Consider the following 19,868-nt stretch of genomic DNA (forward strand, 5'->3'; position numbering starts at 1 on the left):
CAATATTACACTATGATGGTATTGTAAAAAACCGACCGAAACGAGTAAAAGTATATCATAAAAGATAAACAGTCCTCTAAAATATAGAAGACTGTCTATCTTCTCAAGGAAAATTCCACTTAGCGATGTCTTTTTACAAGTTCCTCTAAAACAAGCGCCACTCCATCTTCGTCATTCGCCGCTGTAATGAAGTCGCTGTTTTCTTTTACTTTCGGAGCGGCATTTCCCATCGCCACACGATAACCGGCAACGGCAAACATCGAAAGGTCATTATGACTATCTCCCATCGCTGCTGTGTCTTTCATATCGATCTTGTAATAGGATGCGAGTTTCGTTAACGCATGCCCTTTCGTCGCCTGTTCGTGGTTGATTTCGATATTGTTCGGATGCGAAGAAGTCACCGTCACGCCGGGAACATCTTTCAATTTCAATGAAGCTTCTTCTAACCTGCCTTTATTTAATGAAAAAATAAGAACCTTATAAAAAACCGTATTCTTCTCTAACCATACCTCACGAATGTCGTTCACATATGTAACGATCGCCTGCTGAAACTGTTTCTTCACAATCTCTCTTAAGTCAGGGTATGATTGTGCAACACTGTCCGCAAGATCCTCGAGATGTTTTCGGTTATGTAAGCCGACATACACCGCATGATCAGCATAAATTTCACAATACAAATCAGGCTGCCGGCGGACCCACTCGAGCGCAGGAATCAACTTCTCTTTCTCTAATGGAACATCATCCATCAGCGTTCCGTCGGCAAGAGTAATCGAAGCGCCGTTCAAACCGATGATCGGGCAGACAAGACCGGCTCGCTCCAGCTGCCGATACGCGTCTTTATACGCCCGGCCTGTCGCAATCGCGACAATATGCCCCGCCTTTTGCGCACGCACAATCGCTTCTTTATTTCTCCCGCTAATCCGCCCTTCCGAATTCAACAACGTTCCGTCCATGTCTAAAGCAATGAGCATCGCTGCGTCCCTCATTTCTTTATAGAATTTGGCTGATTATGGAAAAGTAACTTTACTGTATTAAAGTTCTATATTATTATAATACAAAATTAGGATTTTGCCGATGGGATTATGTAAAAGAGAAGCAGTTATTGAAGTTAATAACTATTTATTATCAGAAAATGTAATTATTCATTCAGTAATAAATTTTATACAATTATGCTAAGAGAGAAAAAGAAAGGAGTGTGCCCATGGAAAAAATAAAAGAACTTGCAAAGATCATTCAAAACGCAAAAAACATTACCATTTTTACCGGAGCAGGAATGAGTACAGAATCAGGAATTCCTGATTTTAGAAGCAAGAATGGGATTTATTCGCAAGAAGAAAATGTCGAGCATTATATATCAGAATACTATTTTAATAAAAACCCAAAAGATTTTTGGCTAAAATATAAACGAATTTTTTCTTTAAAGTTAATGGGAAATTTTGTACCAAACAAAGGACATTTATTTTTAAAGGAATTAGAAGATATGGGGAAAAACGTAACGATTTTGACACAAAATATTGACGGATTACATCATAAAGCAGGAAATTCCAATATTATTGAATTGCATGGAACTTTGCAAACGGCTACATGTCCAAAATGCAAAACAACATACGATTTAAAGTTTATTAACGCACACGATATTCCAAGATGCAATAAAACAAGCTGCAATTTTATTCTAAAACCAGATGTTGTGCTGTTTGGCGGTATGGTTCAACATTTCGATGAAGCGTTAAATAAAGCTTATAACAGCGATCTTTTTATTGCAATGGGAACAAGCCTTGAGGTATCTCCTGTTAATCAAATTCCTGTTTATTTATCTTATGAAGCTCCGAAAAGCAAAAAAGTCATTATTAATAAAACACCAACAAAAATGGATGATTTATTCGATATTGTGATTCATGAAGGAATAGGAAATACGGTTGCAAAAATCAAGCAACATTTGTAATATGAGCAAAAAACATCCTATTGGTCCGGATGAACCTCTCCCACCTACACATTGTTTAGAGGTGGGAGACTTCCCGGTGAACATGTTAAAATCTCTCAAAAAGCCTTCTTACATGTTCAATGATTGGAACTTGTGAAACTTCTAAAACACGAATCGGAAGTTGTGTCAGAACAGGTTCCAGCATCGTTTTCGTCGTTCTTTTCATTCGTACTTCCCGCGGCACTTTTCCAAGCGATAAAATCATGTCAAGGAAGCTTTTTTGTACATGCATGGCCGTGTCATTTAGCGGCAACAAATCTTGATGAATCACAAGATGCGTTTTCAAATCAGCCGCAAGAACAAAAATTGGAAAATACGGACGCTCCCCTTTTTTCTCTTGAACCGGTTTATTCACATAAGAAGCATCAAATTCGATCGGGGCGTTATATTTTTCGCCGATTCTTTTAGCCGTGTCAAGCAGCTTCGGATCAACAAGCAATTCATACGCCGTTTCCTCGCCTTTTATCTCCAGCTCGTCCATCGAAATCAGTTCATCACGCCACACCACGGCATTTCCTTTCTTTTCGCCGATTCTTGCAAACATCGCTCCATCGCTTGAAAAAGGTGGAATAACAAAGCCGCTCTCCGCTCGTCGCACTACATCAATGGCTTGATCTAGCGCAACGATTGCCAATTTTGCTTCCTCTTCTGAAATCGTCCACGGATAATATCCAGGAACGAAGCTGCGAAATTGCGGCCATTGTTTTTTTCCTCTAAACGTCATTCCTTGCGATTGAATGAGTTTGTAATCTTCTTTTTCTAGTTCATTTCGATTAACAAAAGAGATGAGCAGCGCATGCTGGGAGTAGACGCAGTCGGAAGAATAAGCTGGATTTTCTAGAGTCTGTCGCAAACTTTTATATCCGTCGTCTCCAATATAAACAACCATACCAAACTCTTCACCGAGCGCACCGATGACAGAACAAAACAATTTCTTTCCTGTTTCCGGATCAACAACAAGAAAAATTTCATCGTCATCCATCCACTGCCATGGCTGTAACTGGCTGAATAATTTCGCTTTTTCCAGCAACGCTGTCCACACGTTATCTTTCATGATGTCTTTGAATTGAACTTTTAACTGATCAGTCATTTGCTTTTCTCCTTTATCAAAATATTTCGAGGTATCTTGATCGATCTTTTGTTTATTGTAATTGTAACACATTTCACATCATTGATATTATTTCCATCGCTGCAATTCTCAAATTTCTCACAAAAAAGTAAACAAGCAGTAGATTCATCTTTTCTCATTTTACCATTTCCTTTATAATGAATCATAAGGAGGTGACAAAATGGAACAAAACACAATAGTGAAAGAAATTTTAAAAGCGTTGGATCTTCACGCAGCCCAACTTCGCACACAAATGGTGGAAATGAACGAACAGTTCGAAACAAAGATGCAAGAGATGAATGAACGTTTCGAAATAAAGATGCAAGAGATGAATAATCGATTGGAAGCAAGAATCGATCGGCTCGAGAATGAGATGAACGAACGATTCAACCGGCTCGAAACAAAAATAGACAGCCTGCGCACCGAACTAACTGAAACACAGGAAACAGTCGACTTTCTTTCAAGCAAAACGATTCAGCATGAACGGAAAATCCGCGAGCTATACCGGCAGCAGTAAGCCGTTTTCCATCTTCCTCATCAGCTGCCTTTTCACTTTTCTCTTTCTCCAGCGATGAAAACCTTATCATTCATATTCGAGTTTGCCGTTTATAAACCTCTTTTTTTTGAGCTAATAAAACAAGAACATATCCGAAGATTAATAGACTGAAGATTAACGAAATAACACCAATCCAATGAAAGTGCGACCAGAAATAACCGCCAAGAGAGCCGACAATGCTTGAACCTAGATAATAAAAAACAAATAAAGTGAAGAAGCTTGTACCTTATAATTTCCTGCACAGTCCCCGACCCAAGCGCTGGCAATCGAATGACTGGCAAAGAAGCCAAAGGTGAAAACGGTGATCCCTATAATTTTTGCAAGCAATGAAGGAAGCAGTGTTAAGATTGCCCCGCTTATCATTATTCCGATTGATGCTTTTACGATAACCGAATACCCGTATTTGTCTGCCTTTTTTCCCATATAAATCGAACTGAATGAGCCGCATAAATAGACAATAAATATAAAGCCAATGAGCGTCTGGCTTAACTTATAAGGCGGCTCTGCCAAAAGAAAACTTATATAATTGTATAATGTGACAAAACTTCCCATTAATAAAAATGAAAGCATCACAAGCGACATCAAATGTTTATTTACGATATGTACTTTATAAGCCTCCCATGCAGAGCGCCAGTTTATCGTCTTTTTCACAGAATTGCGGGGTGCAGGAAGCATTAACGAAAACACGATACTCAAGATGAAAGCCAATATTCCCATTGTTGATAATGCGATTCGCCAATTAAACAAATCCGTAAGAGCGCTTGTTATTATTCTCCCTGCCATTCCTCCGATGCTTGTACCACTTATATAAAGTCCCATAATTTTGCCGATTCCGTTAGGATTGAATTCTTCCGCAACATATGCCATGGCGACCGCAGGAACCCCGGCAATAAAAAATCCTAACAAGAACCTAATGACAATAAGAGAAATAAAATTAGGACTAAATGCGGTAACCAAACTAAGAACAGCTGTGAAAAACATGGAAATAACCATAATCTGTTTTTTCCCCATCCTATCAGATATAGAAGTATAGAAGCGGCCGCTAACATGGCAATGGCCAATACCCCGGTGGATACTGATAAACTGAGACTGGCTGCGGTAGGCGAGACATGAAATTCTTGAGCAAAAACCGGAATTAACGGCTGTGTTGTATAAAGGATCCCAAATGTCAAAAAACCTCCGAGAAATAATGCAAAGCTTGCTCGTTGATATTCTATCGTCCCTTTTTGAATAAATGTCACGATTCCCCCACCTTATTAAACAAAATATAGGAATTTAGTATAATTACAAAAAATAACTAATATTCCCGATATGGTGTTTCCTCATTTTTACTTTGTATTTTATGACCGCCATTGATATAACCGTTTTCCTTTGGCTAAATACTATGGATATGTTTGTTTCATTACCATACTCGCACAAATTTATCCAATTTATTACATCTTAACACTATCATTTTGATCGTTCAATAAATTAATTTTTGCTCAATGCATATATGTATCAAGGATGAGGAGCTGTTTGTTTATCATACCGGAAAAAAGAAAGAGCCAAAAAATGATTGGCTCTCTTCCCTATGTCTGCGTTACCTTTTTATACACGAAATAAGAGTACACCATCGGCACAATGGCGATAAAGACGATGGATGAAATGAGAAGAAAGACGCGAAACGATGAAGGGATAAACGCGGAAACGATGAGCATCACGCCGCCGATGAAAAACACTTTGCCGCCAAAGCGGTGCGTTTTCGCCCAAACCGTCTCGTCCGCCAATGTCCACGGCGTGCGGATGCCGATAAAATAATTCGCTTTAACTTTTGGCATATAATTTCCGAGAATGATAAAAAGCAGCCCTAATCCTATATTGGCAATCCAATCCATATGGACACGGTAACCAAGACCGCTGAAAATAACGGCGATGTGAATAGCGACGAAAAACGTTAACGCCGCGTTCACGAAAATCTGATGCGCTCCGGCAAACTTTTTGTAATTCTCTTTACGCGGATCGATTTTTGCCACTCCAAGCAGCATTCCATAAATACTAGTCAACAAAATCGGTCCAAATAAAACGGCAAAAAGCTTAGAAGAATAACCATCCACTTCTCCGGCGGCATTCCAATGCGTCGGAACTTCGTCAGGCAATTGCGGATACGCCCATAGCGAAATCGCAACACTGATAATGATGAGCAAGAAAAAATACGAATGTTTTTTCATTCCTTCTCCCCCTTTTTTCCTTGTAATGATAAAAGCCATGTCAATACATCTTGCAAGACGGTCGTGTTAATCGAATAATAGATGTACTGCCCCCTTTTTTCAGCGTGCACTAAGTCCGCTTGTTTCAGCAAGTTCAAATGATGGGAAATGCTCGGTTTCGAAATGCGGAAATGATCGGCGATTTCCCCTGCAGTCAGATCTTTATTTTTCAATAAGTTTAAAATGTCTCGTCGTGTTGCATCGGCAAGTGCTTTATAAACTAAATTCATTTTCATATTAGTTCACCATCATTATTTCGTTATTTAGAAAATTATCTAATTATTTAATTAAAAAATAAAAGACGTTCTGCTTTTTGTCAATCCTATTTTTATGTTCAATGATTTTTATCTGGCACCACGAGTTTAAATAGCTGTTTTCTAAAAGGAATGGATAAAATATGGTAGAATAATAGCGCGGGAGGTGGAAAACAATGGATAAAAAAATTTACCCATTGATACTATTGAACTTATTTATCAATTCAATTGTGATGGGTATGTTTGCTTATGACAAATATCGCGAAAATGAGATAGGTTATAGCATTACTTTTACAATTTTATGTGTATTTTTTGTTTACTTTACAATATATGGATTAATGAGAAATAGTAAAATTGACCGTACAAAACAATAAAGGGAATTATGCTTCTCTCAGATGTTGAACGGCAGCAAGGTTTACCTCTCGGCACGATGAGAGAAGCATTTCCTTTACCCGCTTTTGAAACGGCATTTTCTTATTCAGTTCGTGAAAACGATGCCAGAAAAGGCAGTTATCAAGGTATTTGGTGGCCATCCCTTGAAGCCTGTTCATCGATTTTTTCAAACGAGTATGATACCCGTTGACGCGCTGAATATGGTAAATTCCTTTCTTTGTATAGACGCCTTTGCGAACATTATTGGCTTTGTGTTGTAAATCTTGCACCGCAGCAACTTCTTATATATAGGTTCAGATTGAAAAAACGACTTAAGTGAGAGCTTAAAATGGAGAAAAGAGCAGATTCATATGCCGAAAAATCAATCTGTATTTATATATCGCCGCTTTTCAAACCTTTATAGGCAGTTCCAGCATTATTAACAGTATATTTAATAACTGAACCGATTCCCTTGACGGTTCTTCCTGTCGCATCTTTTAAATCCTGTAATCCCTTTTGTTTATAAAACTCATCTTTTTTTATCATACCATATGTACTTTGCACTGCTCCATCCATAAACTGGCCTGCGTTCTCTAAAGCTGATTTTGAAGCGGATTGAACACTGCCGCCAACATCCTCCAGCCATTGGCCTGCCCCTTCCCACTTTTTACTAACCAATTTTCCGGCAGCCTTGACGGTTCCGCCTATTTTTTCTACTCCTGATTGTCACTTATTTGGACTCCATTGATGTTCAAAGCCGTTAACAATGGAATAATAATATAAATTTTGTAATTTTTCAGATTGATAAAATTTGAATTCCTTCATAATGATAGCTTCTTTAGATGATGCCAGCTGTTCGTTTCGTTCGATAAGCGAGTCTAAAAATATTTCTTTCGCTATACGATCCCGTTTTGACACATTGCAGCTTCGACATGCAAGCACTAAATTCCATAGTTGATCCGTTTGTACAAAGCTCCACGGAATGAAATGGTCTACATGGGCTATCGTTCGCCCATCTAACGTTTTCCCGCAATAAAAGCATGTTTTTTGTCCAAAGGAAATGAGCATATTGTAAAACAAATCAAGGGAAGAGCGCTTCGATACATTTTCGACTTTCATTAACATCTGCACTGTATTTTCCGCTCTGTTGTATTTTTCTAAAAATAAAGCAAGATGATAATTCGTCAAATAGGTAAGAACCTTTTGATACTTTAGCATAAATTTATAGACTGGTTCATTCATTTTCATATACTCTTTTTTTAAATCAAATTCATAGATGACTCCTCGCGAATCTCCATAAAGCGCTCCGATTACATATTTCTTTCCTACCTTTTTTACCTGTTGAACAAGCTCTAATTGAAGGGCATAAGGAAGCTTATCAAAGCGAAAATCATTTGGGATTTCGCGCTCTTTTTGAAAATTGACTAATACTTTTTCAATTCCCGAATTCATGGATGAACTATTGCTTTGTCTTAATTGATGATGCACTACTAGATTCCAATAAATTTTCGTGAACGACTCAAATAACTGGTAATAATTCAATTCTAAATTTTCATTTACGTTATACAAGTTTTCAATTAGCGATTTAATAAGGCCGAATTTATAAGTCATTGTATTTTTTGACTTTGGCGAAAAGAACGTATTGAATATTTGCCAAATTTGCTGTTCGGTTAAATAAGTTTCTTTTATTTCTCCGATTTTTAGGTTCCAAGTCATTTTATTCACCTATCAACAATAGGAGTATTTGAATAGCCTATATGTTTATCTTACATATTTTTCCTTCGTATCCTTTGAGTTTTGTCGCTCCTCTCTTATCCTCTCAAAATATTTCGTAAACTCCGACTCTCCGGAATAAGAAAGGCACAGATATTCTTTTGCTCTTGTCATGCCTATGTATAATAAAGAAACTTCCCGTTCTTTATCTTCTTCGAGCGGAAATGGCATGTTGTCGACATTGACGATAAATACCGCTTGAAAATCAAGCCCTTTGCTGCTTTCAATCGTGCTGATTTTGACGGTATTATCATCGCGCGAGAACTTTCGTTTTGCTGTTTCATCTTCCGTAAGCCAATAATAAGGGATTTGTCCCTGTTCTAAACTTCTTTTAATCGTATCGATAATATTTTGCCGATGTGTTCGCTTGACGCGGTAAAGAATTAAGATTTCAGAGTAAGGAACGTTTTTCTCTTCGTGCAGTTTTTGAATTTGCCGGACGACCATGTTCATTTCCTGGGCAAAGTTTTCTGCCTTGAAAATGCCCGGTTCCGGTCCTTTGCGCCTCGTGCTTTGCGGTGCGATAATTTCCCCTTCAAACTCACGATGCGCCACTTTGTTTTTCAACACCGAATGCGTGCGATAAAAATCCCAGGCAAACTTCACGATTTGTGCCGTATTCCGATAGTTAATGTTCAATATTTTGGAACGTCCTTGAAAACTCAAGCCTGTGTCTTGCAGATAAGAGCGTTTCCTCTTATAGATCGTCTGCGCCCGGTCTTCAACGAGCAATAAAGACTGCGTAGCCGGGTTTAATCGTTTACTGATGAGAGCGAGCCATTCCGATTCGAAATCCTGTCCCTCATCAACTAAAATCGCATCATACATCGGCAAAATTGCTTCGTTTTTCTCAAGCTTCTCCAGTATGGAAGGAATTTGCCGCTCCGTTATTCTTAAGTCATATTTCAGCCATTCATGAAAGTTGCGGACGATAATGTTGTCCCATTTCGTTTCCGCTTTTCCGTCTTCTTTTGTAAAATCAAAGTCAAATAAGCTGTCCGGTTCATTTAACATATGATGAATCATTTGCCGAATGCCCTGCGCCAGCGAAATATTATAGCAAAGAATTAAGATTTTCCAATCCGGGTGCTGCTTCGCTAAAAGTTTAGCGCGGCTTGCTAAAATAAGCGTCTTGCCGCTGCCGGCCACTCCTCTTATCAATCTGTTTTTATCGCCGATTTGTTTCGCCAAGTTTTCTTGATGGAGATCCATCGCTTTAATATCATGAAGCGACAAAAGCAGCTGATCCTGATACGGAACCGGCGGCTTAAACTCCGCACTGATGCGCACCTCTGGAAACAGATGATAACGAATCGCATCAATTTCTTCTTTCGTCAAAGGCGTCCGCAAACGATACGGAACAATAAACATATTCAATATTTTTTCAAACAAATTTTCCTCACTAAACGTCTCCTTATCTGGGTCAATTTCGTCACGCGTTAAGCAAAGATTCGGATCTATTACCGCATAAAGCCCTTCTTGGACAAAATCTTTCTGATATAATCTTGTAAACACCGCTCCGTAACCGTAAGGGAACTTGAGCTGAAATTGGTATTTTCCTTCTAAATGAATTAAGTTTTTGTCCTTTTTTAAAACGTCAACAATGTGGAACATATTATCGCGCGCCTGCTTCAGCGGACTTTTCACCGTCGTCTGCTCTCCCGCTGCGCTTATAATCGTCCATTCATCATGGTTTAATTGAAATAACGTATTTTTCGTATAATCTTTCACTTCCAACACGACAAGCCCCAAGTCAGGACCGATAATGACGAAATCCGGCCGTTTCCCGCGAATCTCCGGCTCAAAGTAGACAATATAATCATCCGGCAAATACGTCTTCAGCGTCCGAAACAATAAACGTTCCCCGGCTGTTGCTGTAGAGCGGATCGTTTCTGGAATCGTATAGGCCATAACCCCTCACTCCATCATTGCTTCGTAAAAATTTCGTTTTTTAATCATTATACTACAAAATTAGTACTTTTTTCCCAAAATTCTACAAAATTCTAGAGGAGAATCCGTCATGACGAAGAACATTATTTAAGTGAATATATAGACCCCATTTTTCTCGATAAATTTAGAAAGTGTGACTTAAACCCGCCTAAAACGCAAATTGTTACCGTAAGTGTCCGAAAAGGCGCACCGCTTCAATTACATGCAAAGTAATCCTCACGTAGTCTTAAAGCCTATGAAGATGAATAAAAGAATAGGCTGTCTCAAAACAAGACCAGCCCTCATAACACAATAAAGGACATTTGGATAAATGAACGATATATTGTGAAATGCGCGTGGGGTCAAACCTTTATGAGACAGCCTATCTTCTTACGAACCATCCTAATCTTTCTCCGACAATTCACAAATCCATTTCACCCAGCCGATGATCGTGCTGGCTCTTCGCCGAAATGTGGACTCTGCCGCTAAGCCGTTCAACTGGTGATGTTTCATTCTTGCAACGACAAAATCTTTTGAAACGTTTTGTCCGTTTCGCACATATTCGTCGTAAACTTCCTTGAATACTTGATGTTCAAGAATTTTTTCGGCTAATGTTAAATACTTTTCGCGATACGGAAGCGCCATGACCCTCCGGCCTTCATTCGTTAAAGCAATCATTACATCGTCACTTGTTTCATATTTTTCGGCTAATCCAAGATAAATGCAGGCGTTGGAATAGTAATCGGTCTGCCGCTTATCAAAATTGTAATTTTCGGTTATTTCATTTTTGCTCATATCCCCTTCATACAGCAATCCGAGCAAATCAACGACGCGGGCAAATGTATCGGCCTGCGGAAAAGGAACTTGCGGCTCCGGGACAAAGCGGATGGCTTTGGCAGCGATTTGTTGAACATCGGCTTCCGTAATTTTACGGTGTGAGACGATATAGTCTTTTTGTTTCACAAGGCGATAAGAATTGAATATATTTTCATCGGCAAATTCATACATAAAAAAACTGAAAATATCATTTGAATACGTGAAAAAGATGGGAACAATTTCTTTGTTAACACGGGTTTTCCACACCTTAAAAGGATAAAATAATTGCCTTACATTGAAATCTTTGACCATTTCCTTTTTCGCTTCGATAATCGCAAACTTCGTCTTTCCTTCATAGCCGCCGTCAATCTCAATTTGCGCACCATTGACTTTGACATACTTTCGCTGCCCATTTTTACTTTCAATATAGTAGGCAAATTCACCAGATCCCATACGGCCGCTTACTGTATGCCACGTTTCTTCACCTAAAAAATCATTAATCATGCCGCTATGGTAAGCAAAGTGCAAGGCCGCGCTTTCACTATAAAGATCATCCGGTTGAATCGTTTGGATGTAATGAGGAACATTCACTTCCTGCGGCTTCATTTTCTGATAGGTGACTTCGGCAAAAACTGAAAAATCTCCGATTACATAGGCACTTCGTGAAATCGGTAAAATGGAAAGCTGATTTTTTGCAAAAATCTCTGGTAAATGGTTTTCATGGTCAAATTTACACATTAATCGCGGTTCGCGGTATTCGCGAATGACATCAGCGGAGATTTCGTAAAATCCGTCTTGTTTGATTTTATGTAAAATATCATAGTCCTTAAAAATTTGTTCCCAAGCGATATCATTTTTCGTTTTCGCCATTGTTCCATCACCACCGTTTATGTTAGCACTCTTCTTTAATTTTACAAAAAATAAAGCTCAATAACGAAAATGGTTATTGAGCAAAATAATTGGTTACTAAAATTTCGTTAATAGCTCCTCGGCTATTCCCTTTCGAGTTAATATTTCTGCGAGCCGTTACTCGTTCGATATGAAATCCCGCATACAATTCATCAAAAAATTCATCGTTTGGGTCCGTATTTTTCGGATCGGAGTTACTTAGCATTAAAAAAGCTCCCTGCTTGTCCAATTCCCGGTAATACTGCGCTAGCTCTTTTTGATTTTCATCGGTAAAATCAAATTTACTGTAAGCCGTAAAACTTGAGCTAGTGCTTAGCGGCCTGTATGGTGGGTCAAAGTAGACAAACGTTTTATTGTTAATAAACTCACGGCTTTGTTTATAGTCTCCTTGATAAATGTTTACATGTTGCAGCACCGCGCTGGCCGCTCTTAAATTATCCGAATCGCAAATCGTTGGGTTTTTGTAGTCGCCCATCGGAACATTAAATTCACCTTTTTTGTTGACGCGGAACAGCCCGTTAAAACAAGTTTTGTTTAAAAAAATAAACTGGCTCGCCCGTTCGATTTTATGCTCTCCGTAAGTATGAAAGTCAAAATCCAATAATGTTTCATTAAATTGATCACGAACCGAATAATACATTTCTTTTCTTTTTTCCTTTTCCAGCGGCAGAAACTGTTTTTCCAAGTGAGCAAGCCTCTCAATTAAAGATTCGACATCCTTTTGGACAACTTGATAAACCGTAATTAACTCTGGATTTATATCCCAAATCCATACATCTTCTATGTGGTATGTCTGAACTAATTCAAACATCACCGCTCCGCTGCCAATAAACGGCTCAATATATCGGGTGATTTTTCCTTCTTTCATCTCTATCGGCAACCGGCTCATAATCTCATCCAACAGCTGCGTTTTTCCGCCCGCCCATTTTAAAAACGGTTTGGCTTTGACTGTGGTACCTTTCAAAGGCTTCACCTCCGTATGTACAATTACTTATCATATTCTACATGATTATCTGCATTATACCATACCTGTATATCAAGTTTCACTATAAGTGAAATATTACAAAAGATCATTTATTGTAAAATGTTGTATGAGGTGGAATATGGAACGAAAGCATGTCGATAAGTATAAAAAAATTGGTCAAGCGATAAAAGAAACGAGAAAAGCAAAAGGACTTTCACAAGCTGATCTTGCTAAAAAAATTGGCATGAGCAAAAGTTATATCAGTAAAATTGAGGCTCCGAATACTGACAAGCCTTTTTCCCTAGAAATACTATTTGACATCTCAGAAGCTTTAGATGTTCCCATCACTAGTTTTTTTCGTTACATTGATAAAATATAGAAAAACTAAATGTTTAGGTGAGTAACTTGGAAAAGAAAGGTTTCTTAGAAGAACTATATCTCGCAAATAAAACATATCCTGAATCGAATATCATTCAACATCTTTCTCCAAAAGAATATATAGAAGTTCTCATTCTTCATGCAGCAAAAAAGCTTGGTGATAAATTCAAGCTAACAAACGCGGGTATCATACAACCTATTTAACCGGTGAGCACAGCATCGATTATCGCGAAAAGGTCATTAAACAGCTAGAAGATGAAAACCATCCTTTAGAGTTAATTTTTACGGTCAATATTTTCAACGAGGGAATCGATATTCCAAAGTTAAATCTCATTCTTTTCCTAAGACCAACAGAATCTTCTACTGTTTTTATTCAGCAGCTTGGAAGAGGATTGCGGAAAGTAGAAGGAAAAGAATTTGTCACGATACTCGATTTTATTGGTAACTACCAAAAGTCGTTCGTCGTGCCGCTCGCTTTATCAGGGCAAATCAATCATAAAGCTTTTGACAAGGATTCGCTCCGCGTCGCTGTAACACATGAGTTTGCCGATTTGCCGGCCGGTTCTTACGTTGATTTAGACCCGATTACACAAAAAGAAATTTTAGATCGTATCGATTCGATCAAAATGAATTCAACGGACATGTTAAAGTCGTTATATCAACAATTTAAAAATGAACTTGGACGATCTCCGGAGATTTTGGATTTCTTATATTGTGAACAATCGCCAAGCTTGACATTTTTCATTTATAAGTATCAATCATGGGTAAAAACAAAAGAAAAAATGAATGATGTAAATGAACTAGATCAAAAAATTTTGAACCATCCGTTAATGAGTGAAATAGTCGAACGGCTCGAAAACCAATTTCCAATCAAGTGGCCTTATGACTTTATTATTTTAGAATTAGCTTTTTTACAAAAAAACGTTTCAGATACAGATGTCGTCAACCAGTTAGAAAAAAGATTTGCGACAAAAATTGACTTAGAAAAACATAAAACGCTTATTAGACAGTCAATGGCCCGCTTAGCAAATCGATATAAAAAACAAAAATGGTCGTTTGGCAAAGTCGTTGATGATAAATTTGTATTAAATGATGATATTCTTGCGGTAACAGAAGATCCAGAGTTTTATCGATATTTAAAGGATCGAATAGATTATGGAATTATTGAATTTAGACGAACATATCATCCAGAAAGATTTCTTACAAAAGGAGAAAAACTTACTCTTTATCAAAATTACACGAGAAATGATCTCATTTTCTTATTTGAAGCAGGAGTCAAAGAAGGCTCTTGGAGAGAAGGAGTAAGCCGGGCAGGCAATCATTATTTCTTGTTCGTCAACTTGAACAAATCAGAAAAAGTAGAAGAGCACTTGCAATATAAAGATTACTTTATCGACCAACGTCATTTTCACTGGCAAAGTCAAAATCAAACATCCCACGCATCTTCTGTCGGACAAAATTACATTTACCACAAAGAAAGAGGCATTCATATTCATTTGTTTGTGCGCAAATTCGATCAAATGCACGGGATGACCTTGCCATTTATGTATCTTGGGGAAGTCGACTATGTATCTAGTTATGGCGACAAACCAATGAACATTAAATGGCGGCTGCATCACCCCGTACCCGAAGACTTATATATCGACCTTATCCGCTAATAACGCTTCTACTGTCGGAATATCAGCGGGTGCCCATTCAAGAGAGTTTAGATCTTGAAGCGGTACCCATTTTAATTCCGCATGCTCTTTCGCTTTCGGCTCTCCTTCAACGATTTTTGCTTTGTATGTAAGCAAATTCACAATTACGTTCGGATATTCATGATGCACTTCTTCAATTTTTTCATACACCTCAATCGTGCATCCCAACTCTTCTTGAATTTCTCTTACTAACGTCTCTTCTGGACGTTCATCCTTTTCGATTTTTCCACCTGGAAACTCCCATAAATTTGGAAGCGACATTTCCGGAGAACGCAGCGCACATAAAATTGCATTTTCCTCATTATAAATCACCGCACCCACTACACGAACGGTTTTTTTCACAACAATCTACTCCTTTCACATCGGCTTTTTTAGTTTATTTTAGCAAACAACTCGAACATGTGAAATGAAAACAAAAAGAACCAAAATTACTTTGGAGGATTTCTTTACAAATCTATGTAAGAAATAATTTACAAATTGTTAAAAATAAATTACATTAAATAATGAAGGGGTGGTAAATCAAATATGAAAAGAAGCGGGCAACTACATAATAAATTAAATGTTCTAAGAGCTGAAAAGAAATGGACTCAACAGGATTTAGCCAATAAAGTCGGTGTTTCGAGACAAACCATTGCATCCATTGAAGCGAATCGTTACAATCCATCTCTGATTTTGGCGTTTGAGATCGCGGCTGCTTTTGATAAAGAGATACAGGAAGTTTTTCAATATAAATTAATTGAGGAGGAATAGTTATGTTCAATGTTATCGGTATTGGTTTATCTTTTGTAGGGCTTGTGGCGGTCATCTTTTTGTGGTATTTCATCAAGAAGGAAGGGGGAGATGAAAGAGGGGATAAAATATTGGGCATTGCGGGGATGACAGTTTATTTTGCATTTTTGTTAGGGTATTTGATAATTTTTATTATCAATATTAAGATGCCATTAAACGGAGAACAATTTAATTTTGCTTTAACTTGTTTATTCGCATTGGTTGTCATTTCTTATTCAGCAACGATTATAGTATTGAAGAAACGATATTAGATTATAGAATTATCTTCTTCAATCTAACTTCTTGCTAAAAAAATTGGCATGAGCAAGAGTTACATTAGTAAAATAGAAGTTCCGAATACAGACAAACCTTTTTCGTTGGAAGTTCTTTTTGATATTGCTGAAGCTTTAGAGGTTTCGGTCACTAGCTTTTTTCAATATATTGATAATGATAAAAAGGGAGACTAGATGAAAAAGGAAAATAAATTTAAATATCGATTAACGATTGAAAATAAGCCAAAAGCAGGTTATGAATGATTTAAAGCAAATTCCTTATTTACTCTATGAAGAGAAACATTAACAAACAGAAGCAACATCGATAAATATTTAATTTTATTTCGGTATAATAAACGACAAGCAAATAAGCAGCGGGAGACGAATTTATCCATGGATAGAATCATTTCATACATGGACATGGACGTACTCGTTTATAAGCATCTTTCTTCTATCACTTCTTGTCCGTATTATTATGCAATGGATAAACCAAATCGACTCTGCCAGACAAAAGTGATGGATGGAATATTCATCTCCCGTTCATTGAGGAGTGAGCACCCCTTTCATTTATTTGATTCGCTTATATACGATTGAAAATAAGCAAGATAATATCTTTCCGATGAGCCAAAATGGTAAATATATCAAAAAAATAGACAGTCCGTTTTTTTCAAGAACCCCTAATAAATCACCGCCTTTCTGCTCTTTTGAACGATAATATTCATCTATTTCCTTATATTCTTTTCTAATATTTTTCATAATAACTCCTTTCTGTTTTACAAAATATAATGAACCTCTCCCTTTTGACCGTTCTTTTTATCTTCCCGTTTTGTTTAGGCGATGTCTCAACATGAACTTATATAAATTAAAATCAGCTTGCCGACTTTGCCGACAAGCTGATTTTTTGTTTTTAATTTATACCTCAAGACACTTCCGGTTATTTATTGAACAAACGTTATTTAATTTTCCTGCCTCGAACTAACACAAACAAAACACTTGTAAGTTGACTCAATCATGTCAGCTTCTCAATCACCACGTTTTTTGCAATACTTTCATGAATTTCTCCCATCTTAAGATAATAAATCAGCTTGTTTGAGAATTTCATTAATATACTGAATTTCCTCTTCGCCCAGCGGTCTAGAAGGCAGCAAAGAGTGCGTTGAAATTTCTAAGCCCATAAAACGTATCGCTTCTTTAACAACTGTTACAAACGGTGAATCAATTTTATATAACATCGGTAAATAAGCGAGCTGCTGGTGCAATTGAATCGCTTTTGCAAAATCTTTCTCCTGAAATGCCTGATAAATTCCAATCGTAAGCTGTGGCGCAAAGTTTGCACTGGCAGATATGGCTCCGTCGCCTCCTAAGGAGAGAGTATTGAGGAGGTGATCGTCATAGCCCGCAAAAACAGAAAAATAAGGATATTTCTTTTTAACCTTTAAAATCATTTCCCGGATATGTCCCGCGGCATCTACTGTTTCCTTAATCCCTACAATATTCGAATGATTCTCAACTAATTTTAAAACAAAATCAGGGGCTAAATCCTGTCCTGTCAAAGTTGGAAAATTATACAGTAAAATAGGAATATGAATCGCTTTTGCCACTTCACTATAATGCTCAAATAGATTTTCATCAGAGAGCGGCCAGTAGTATGGATTAATCACCACAACTCCGTCTGCGCCAATTTTCTCGCTATGCCAGCTTAATTCAATCACTTCTCTAGTATTTGTACCGCCTGTTCCAATTAAAACAGGAACTCTTCCGGCCACGTATTCAGTAGCAAATGCAGCCACATCTTTCCTCTCTTGCTTCGACATTTGACTGAATTCCCCGCCTGTTCCAAGGAAAAACAATCCATGAACACCGGAATCAATGAGGAAATCGATCAATTTGCTCATTCCGGCTCTGTCAAACTTCCCTGTCTCATTAAAAATAGTAGGGACAGGGGGAATAATCCCCTGAAATCTTGCCACTATTTTCTCCCCCCGTATGTTTTTTTCATTTAATACAATAGGATTACTCGCCAAACCACCCCAACGGAATCGTAACGAGTTCCGGGAATATCGTTAATAAAAGAAGTACGAAAAGTTCCACTAATAAAAATGGCAATACTCCCTTTGTCATTTCGATAATACTTATTTTGCTGATACCGCAGCCAACGTAAAGTACAGTTCCTACCGGAGGCGTAATCAATCCGATTGACAAGTTAATAACTACGAGGAGCCCAAAATAGATTGGATCAATTCCCGCCTGTTGTACTAAAGGAAGAAGTACTGGAGTAAAGATTAAAATCGCAGGAGTAAGGTCCATGACGCAACCGACTAAGAAAAGCAACAGCATAATCATGAGCAGTAGTGCAGTAGGGTTCTCAGTTAATCCACCCAGGAGAGCACCTAGTTCCGCCGGGATTTGTGCAACTGTAATAACATAAGCAGATACCATCGCTGTTGAAGCTAAAAACATAACTACTCCCGTTGTTTTCGCTGTTTCCACAAGCACTTTAGGCAAATCAGATAATTTTAACTCACGATAACCTAAGCTAACAATTAGTGCATAAACAGCAGCAACAACCCCTGCTTCTGTCGGTGTGAAAATTCCTCCGCGAAGACCTACAATAATTAACAGAGGCAAAAGCAACGCCCAAAATGCTCGTGTAAATGCTTTCCATCTTTCTTTTGCTGTTGCTTTTGGCAATGTTTCACTGTTGTCCCGTTTAGATACAAAATACCAGACAATCATTAAACCAACTGCCATTAAAATACCCGGTATAATTCCTGCCATAAACAGTTGCGTAATAGACACACCGCTAACTACTCCAAAAAGAATCATTGGAATACTTGGCGGAATGACTGTGCCAATAATTCCGACCGAAGCTATTAATCCAGTAGATGAATTTTTATTATAACGGTTAGCAACCATCATCGGAATTAAGATAGCTCCCAGTGCGGCCGTATCTGCCACAGCTGAACCGGAAATTCCGGCAAAAATAACACCGGCAATAATCGCAACATATCCTAGTCCTCCGCGGATATGTCCAACTAAAGCGCTTGCAAAATCAACAATCCTTTTAGAAACACCGCCAACGTTCATAATTTCTCCAGTTAGTATAAAAAACGGGATTGCCATTAACGCAAAGCTATTCGCGCCATTAATTAAATTTTCAGCAACAATTTGCGTGTCAAACATCCCTAATACAAACATCATGACAATGGCACTAACCAGCATGGAAATTGCTACCGGAACACCAAAAAGCAAGAAGAGGAACAACGTGCCTAGAAAAATCCAAATCATGATTTAGTTCCCCCATTCTTATTTGATAAGTTAACATCATTAGCATCTGCCGCTTCTTTCACCCATGACGGGGGATTCTGATTGAAAAATCCGAACTGTACCGCTTGGATAATACTGATACCAATCATGCAAACAGCGGCAAATAAACCTGCAAGATAGAACAAAGCTACCGGCAACCCCGTTCCCGGACCTGTTACTCCGCTGTTCAAAGCCATCATTTTGATAAGTCCATCAATAAATAAGCCAAGTACAATAATAATCACGATATTTGATAATACATAAGCAATCCTTTGCCATCCGCGCGGCAAAATGCTGACAAGCAAATCTACTCCTAAGTGACCTTTATCTTTTGATGCAACAATAGCTCCAAGGAAAACAACCCAGACAAACAAATAACGGGCTAATTCCTCTGACCAGGTTAATCCGGAGTTAAATACATAACGCAAAACGACATTTAAAAATACGAAAATACACATTGCCGATAAAATGATCGTAATTAATGCATTTAAGGAGCTGTTTAAAATTTTTAACAATCTTTCCATATGACTCCCACCTCT

At 38.0% G+C, this 19,868-nt stretch carries 21 protein-coding genes and 3 pseudogenes; 8 read left to right on the plus strand and 16 right to left on the minus strand.

Annotated elements, in window-relative coordinates; all coding sequences use genetic code 11:
- Nucleotides 1–119: 119 nt before the first annotated feature.
- Nucleotides 120–971, minus strand: coding sequence for a Cof-type HAD-IIB family hydrolase (locus B0I26_RS02520; RefSeq protein ID WP_111643912.1), 852 nt, complete (start codon nucleotides 969–971; stop codon nucleotides 120–122).
- 230 nt (nucleotides 972–1,201) lie between these two features.
- Here B0I26_RS02520 and B0I26_RS02525 point away from each other — a divergent pair, with 230 nt between their 5' ends.
- Entirely contained in the window at nucleotides 1,202–1,942 is a 741-nt protein-coding gene (locus tag B0I26_RS02525) for an NAD-dependent protein deacylase (RefSeq protein ID WP_111643913.1), read from the plus strand.
- Between the two features lie 85 nt (nucleotides 1,943–2,027).
- On the opposite strand, the gene B0I26_RS02530 is transcribed toward B0I26_RS02525, so the two are convergent.
- Nucleotides 2,028–3,071 carry a DUF7309 domain-containing protein gene (locus B0I26_RS02530; protein ID WP_111643914.1) on the minus strand — a complete coding sequence of 348 codons (1,044 nt, stop codon included), beginning with the start codon at nucleotides 3,069–3,071 and terminating at the stop codon, nucleotides 2,028–2,030.
- A 199-nt stretch (nucleotides 3,072–3,270) separates the two neighbouring features.
- Here B0I26_RS02530 and B0I26_RS02535 point away from each other — a divergent pair, with 199 nt between their 5' ends.
- Nucleotides 3,271–3,606 (plus strand): hypothetical protein, encoded by a 336-nt coding sequence (locus tag B0I26_RS02535; protein ID WP_111643915.1) that lies wholly within the window; start codon nucleotides 3,271–3,273, stop codon nucleotides 3,604–3,606.
- A gap of 70 nt (nucleotides 3,607–3,676) precedes the next feature.
- Here the strand turns inward: B0I26_RS02535 and B0I26_RS02540 are convergent.
- The 3 genes and pseudogenes from B0I26_RS02540 to B0I26_RS02550 all read right to left on the minus strand — a co-directional run bounded on the left by B0I26_RS02540 (nucleotide 3,677) and on the right by B0I26_RS02550 (nucleotide 6,121).
- A pseudogene (locus B0I26_RS02540) lies at nucleotides 3,677–4,886 on the minus strand (MFS transporter).
- Nucleotides 4,887–5,213: 327 nt separating this feature from the next.
- Complete coding sequence (locus B0I26_RS02545; protein ID WP_111643916.1) at nucleotides 5,214–5,852, minus strand: SdpI family protein; 639 nt, start codon at nucleotides 5,850–5,852, stop codon at nucleotides 5,214–5,216.
- Nucleotides 5,849–6,121: an autorepressor SdpR family transcription factor gene (locus B0I26_RS02550; RefSeq protein WP_181502701.1), complete on the minus strand. Its 273-nt coding sequence runs from the start codon at nucleotides 6,119–6,121 to the stop codon at nucleotides 5,849–5,851. The genes B0I26_RS02545 and B0I26_RS02550 overlap by 4 nt, the downstream gene beginning before the upstream one ends.
- Nucleotides 6,122–6,321: 200 nt before the next feature.
- Between B0I26_RS02550 and B0I26_RS02555 the strand changes: the two genes are divergently transcribed.
- Entirely contained in the window at nucleotides 6,322–6,519 is a 198-nt protein-coding gene (locus B0I26_RS02555) for a hypothetical protein (RefSeq protein ID WP_111643918.1), read from the plus strand.
- A gap of 6 nt (nucleotides 6,520–6,525) precedes the next feature.
- On the opposite strand, the pseudogene B0I26_RS18085 reads toward B0I26_RS02555, so the two are convergent.
- From B0I26_RS18085 to B0I26_RS02585, 6 genes and pseudogenes are all read right to left on the minus strand, one after another.
- Nucleotides 6,526–6,813 (minus strand): annotated as a pseudogene (locus B0I26_RS18085) (IS1595 family transposase); the annotation flags it as partial.
- Nucleotides 6,814–6,910: 97 nt separating this feature from the next.
- Nucleotides 6,911–7,195, minus strand: coding sequence for a hypothetical protein (locus B0I26_RS02565; RefSeq protein WP_111643920.1), 285 nt, complete (start codon nucleotides 7,193–7,195; stop codon nucleotides 6,911–6,913).
- A 48-nt stretch (nucleotides 7,196–7,243) separates the two neighbouring features.
- Nucleotides 7,244–8,233, minus strand: coding sequence for an HNH endonuclease domain-containing protein (locus B0I26_RS02570; protein WP_111643921.1), 990 nt, complete (start codon nucleotides 8,231–8,233; stop codon nucleotides 7,244–7,246).
- A gap of 45 nt (nucleotides 8,234–8,278) precedes the next feature.
- Nucleotides 8,279–10,201, minus strand: coding sequence for a DEAD/DEAH box helicase (locus B0I26_RS02575; protein ID WP_111643922.1), 1,923 nt, complete (start codon nucleotides 10,199–10,201; stop codon nucleotides 8,279–8,281).
- 420 nt (nucleotides 10,202–10,621) lie between these two features.
- On the minus strand, nucleotides 10,622–11,905 hold the full coding sequence (locus B0I26_RS02580; RefSeq protein WP_111643923.1) for a type II restriction enzyme: 1,284 nt from the start codon (nucleotides 11,903–11,905) through the stop codon (nucleotides 10,622–10,624).
- 73 nt (nucleotides 11,906–11,978) lie between these two features.
- The gene (locus tag B0I26_RS02585) at nucleotides 11,979–12,908 is read right to left on the minus strand and encodes a DNA adenine methylase (protein WP_111643924.1); all 930 of its coding nucleotides are present in this window, start codon (nucleotides 12,906–12,908) and stop codon (nucleotides 11,979–11,981) included.
- Nucleotides 12,909–13,047: 139 nt separating this feature from the next.
- Between B0I26_RS02585 and B0I26_RS02590 the strand changes: the two genes are divergently transcribed.
- Both B0I26_RS02590 and B0I26_RS02595 read left to right on the plus strand, forming a co-directional pair.
- Nucleotides 13,048–13,287, plus strand: coding sequence for a helix-turn-helix domain-containing protein (locus tag B0I26_RS02590; RefSeq protein WP_111643925.1), 240 nt, complete (start codon nucleotides 13,048–13,050; stop codon nucleotides 13,285–13,287).
- Nucleotides 13,288–13,334: 47 nt separating this feature from the next.
- Nucleotides 13,335–14,944, plus strand: a pseudogene (locus B0I26_RS02595) (DUF3427 domain-containing protein); the annotation flags it as partial.
- Here B0I26_RS02595 and mutT read toward each other — a convergent pair.
- The gene (mutT, locus tag B0I26_RS02600) at nucleotides 14,921–15,325 is read right to left on the minus strand and encodes an 8-oxo-dGTP diphosphatase MutT (RefSeq protein WP_111643926.1); all 405 of its coding nucleotides are present in this window, start codon (nucleotides 15,323–15,325) and stop codon (nucleotides 14,921–14,923) included. The pseudogene B0I26_RS02595 and the gene mutT sit on opposite strands and share 24 nt — an antisense overlap.
- 183 nt (nucleotides 15,326–15,508) lie before the next feature.
- Here mutT and B0I26_RS02605 point away from each other — a divergent pair, with 183 nt between their 5' ends.
- The 3 genes from B0I26_RS02605 to B0I26_RS18950 are packed head-to-tail and all read left to right on the plus strand — an operon-like array spanning nucleotide 15,509 to nucleotide 16,218.
- A complete protein-coding gene (locus tag B0I26_RS02605) occupies nucleotides 15,509–15,733 on the plus strand; it encodes a helix-turn-helix transcriptional regulator (RefSeq protein ID WP_111643927.1) in 225 nt (74 codons plus the stop codon).
- A gap of 2 nt (nucleotides 15,734–15,735) precedes the next feature.
- A complete protein-coding gene (locus B0I26_RS02610; protein ID WP_111643928.1) occupies nucleotides 15,736–16,023 on the plus strand; it encodes a DUF2178 domain-containing protein in 288 nt (95 codons plus the stop codon).
- 42 nt (nucleotides 16,024–16,065) lie between these two features.
- Nucleotides 16,066–16,218, plus strand: coding sequence for a helix-turn-helix domain-containing protein (locus B0I26_RS18950; RefSeq protein WP_409991409.1), 153 nt, complete (start codon nucleotides 16,066–16,068; stop codon nucleotides 16,216–16,218).
- Nucleotides 16,219–16,590: 372 nt separating this feature from the next.
- Here the strand turns inward: B0I26_RS18950 and B0I26_RS02620 are convergent, their stop codons facing one another.
- From B0I26_RS02620 to B0I26_RS02635, 4 genes are all read right to left on the minus strand, one after another.
- Entirely contained in the window at nucleotides 16,591–16,779 is a 189-nt protein-coding gene (locus B0I26_RS02620; protein ID WP_111643930.1) for a hypothetical protein, read from the minus strand.
- 311 nt (nucleotides 16,780–17,090) lie between these two features.
- Entirely contained in the window at nucleotides 17,091–17,993 is a 903-nt protein-coding gene (locus B0I26_RS02625; protein ID WP_111643931.1) for a dihydrodipicolinate synthase family protein, read from the minus strand.
- 43 nt (nucleotides 17,994–18,036) lie between these two features.
- Nucleotides 18,037–19,314, minus strand: a complete 1,278-nt coding sequence (locus tag B0I26_RS02630; protein ID WP_220084966.1) for a TRAP transporter large permease — start codon at nucleotides 19,312–19,314, stop codon at nucleotides 18,037–18,039.
- The gene (locus tag B0I26_RS02635) at nucleotides 19,308–19,853 is read right to left on the minus strand and encodes a TRAP transporter small permease (RefSeq protein ID WP_111643933.1); all 546 of its coding nucleotides are present in this window, start codon (nucleotides 19,851–19,853) and stop codon (nucleotides 19,308–19,310) included. The genes B0I26_RS02630 and B0I26_RS02635 overlap by 7 nt, the downstream gene beginning before the upstream one ends.
- Nucleotides 19,854–19,868 lie beyond the last annotated feature (15 nt).

This window comes from Paranoxybacillus vitaminiphilus (genome assembly GCF_003259935.1).
Lineage (GTDB): Bacteria > Bacillota > Bacilli > Bacillales > Anoxybacillaceae > Paranoxybacillus > Paranoxybacillus vitaminiphilus.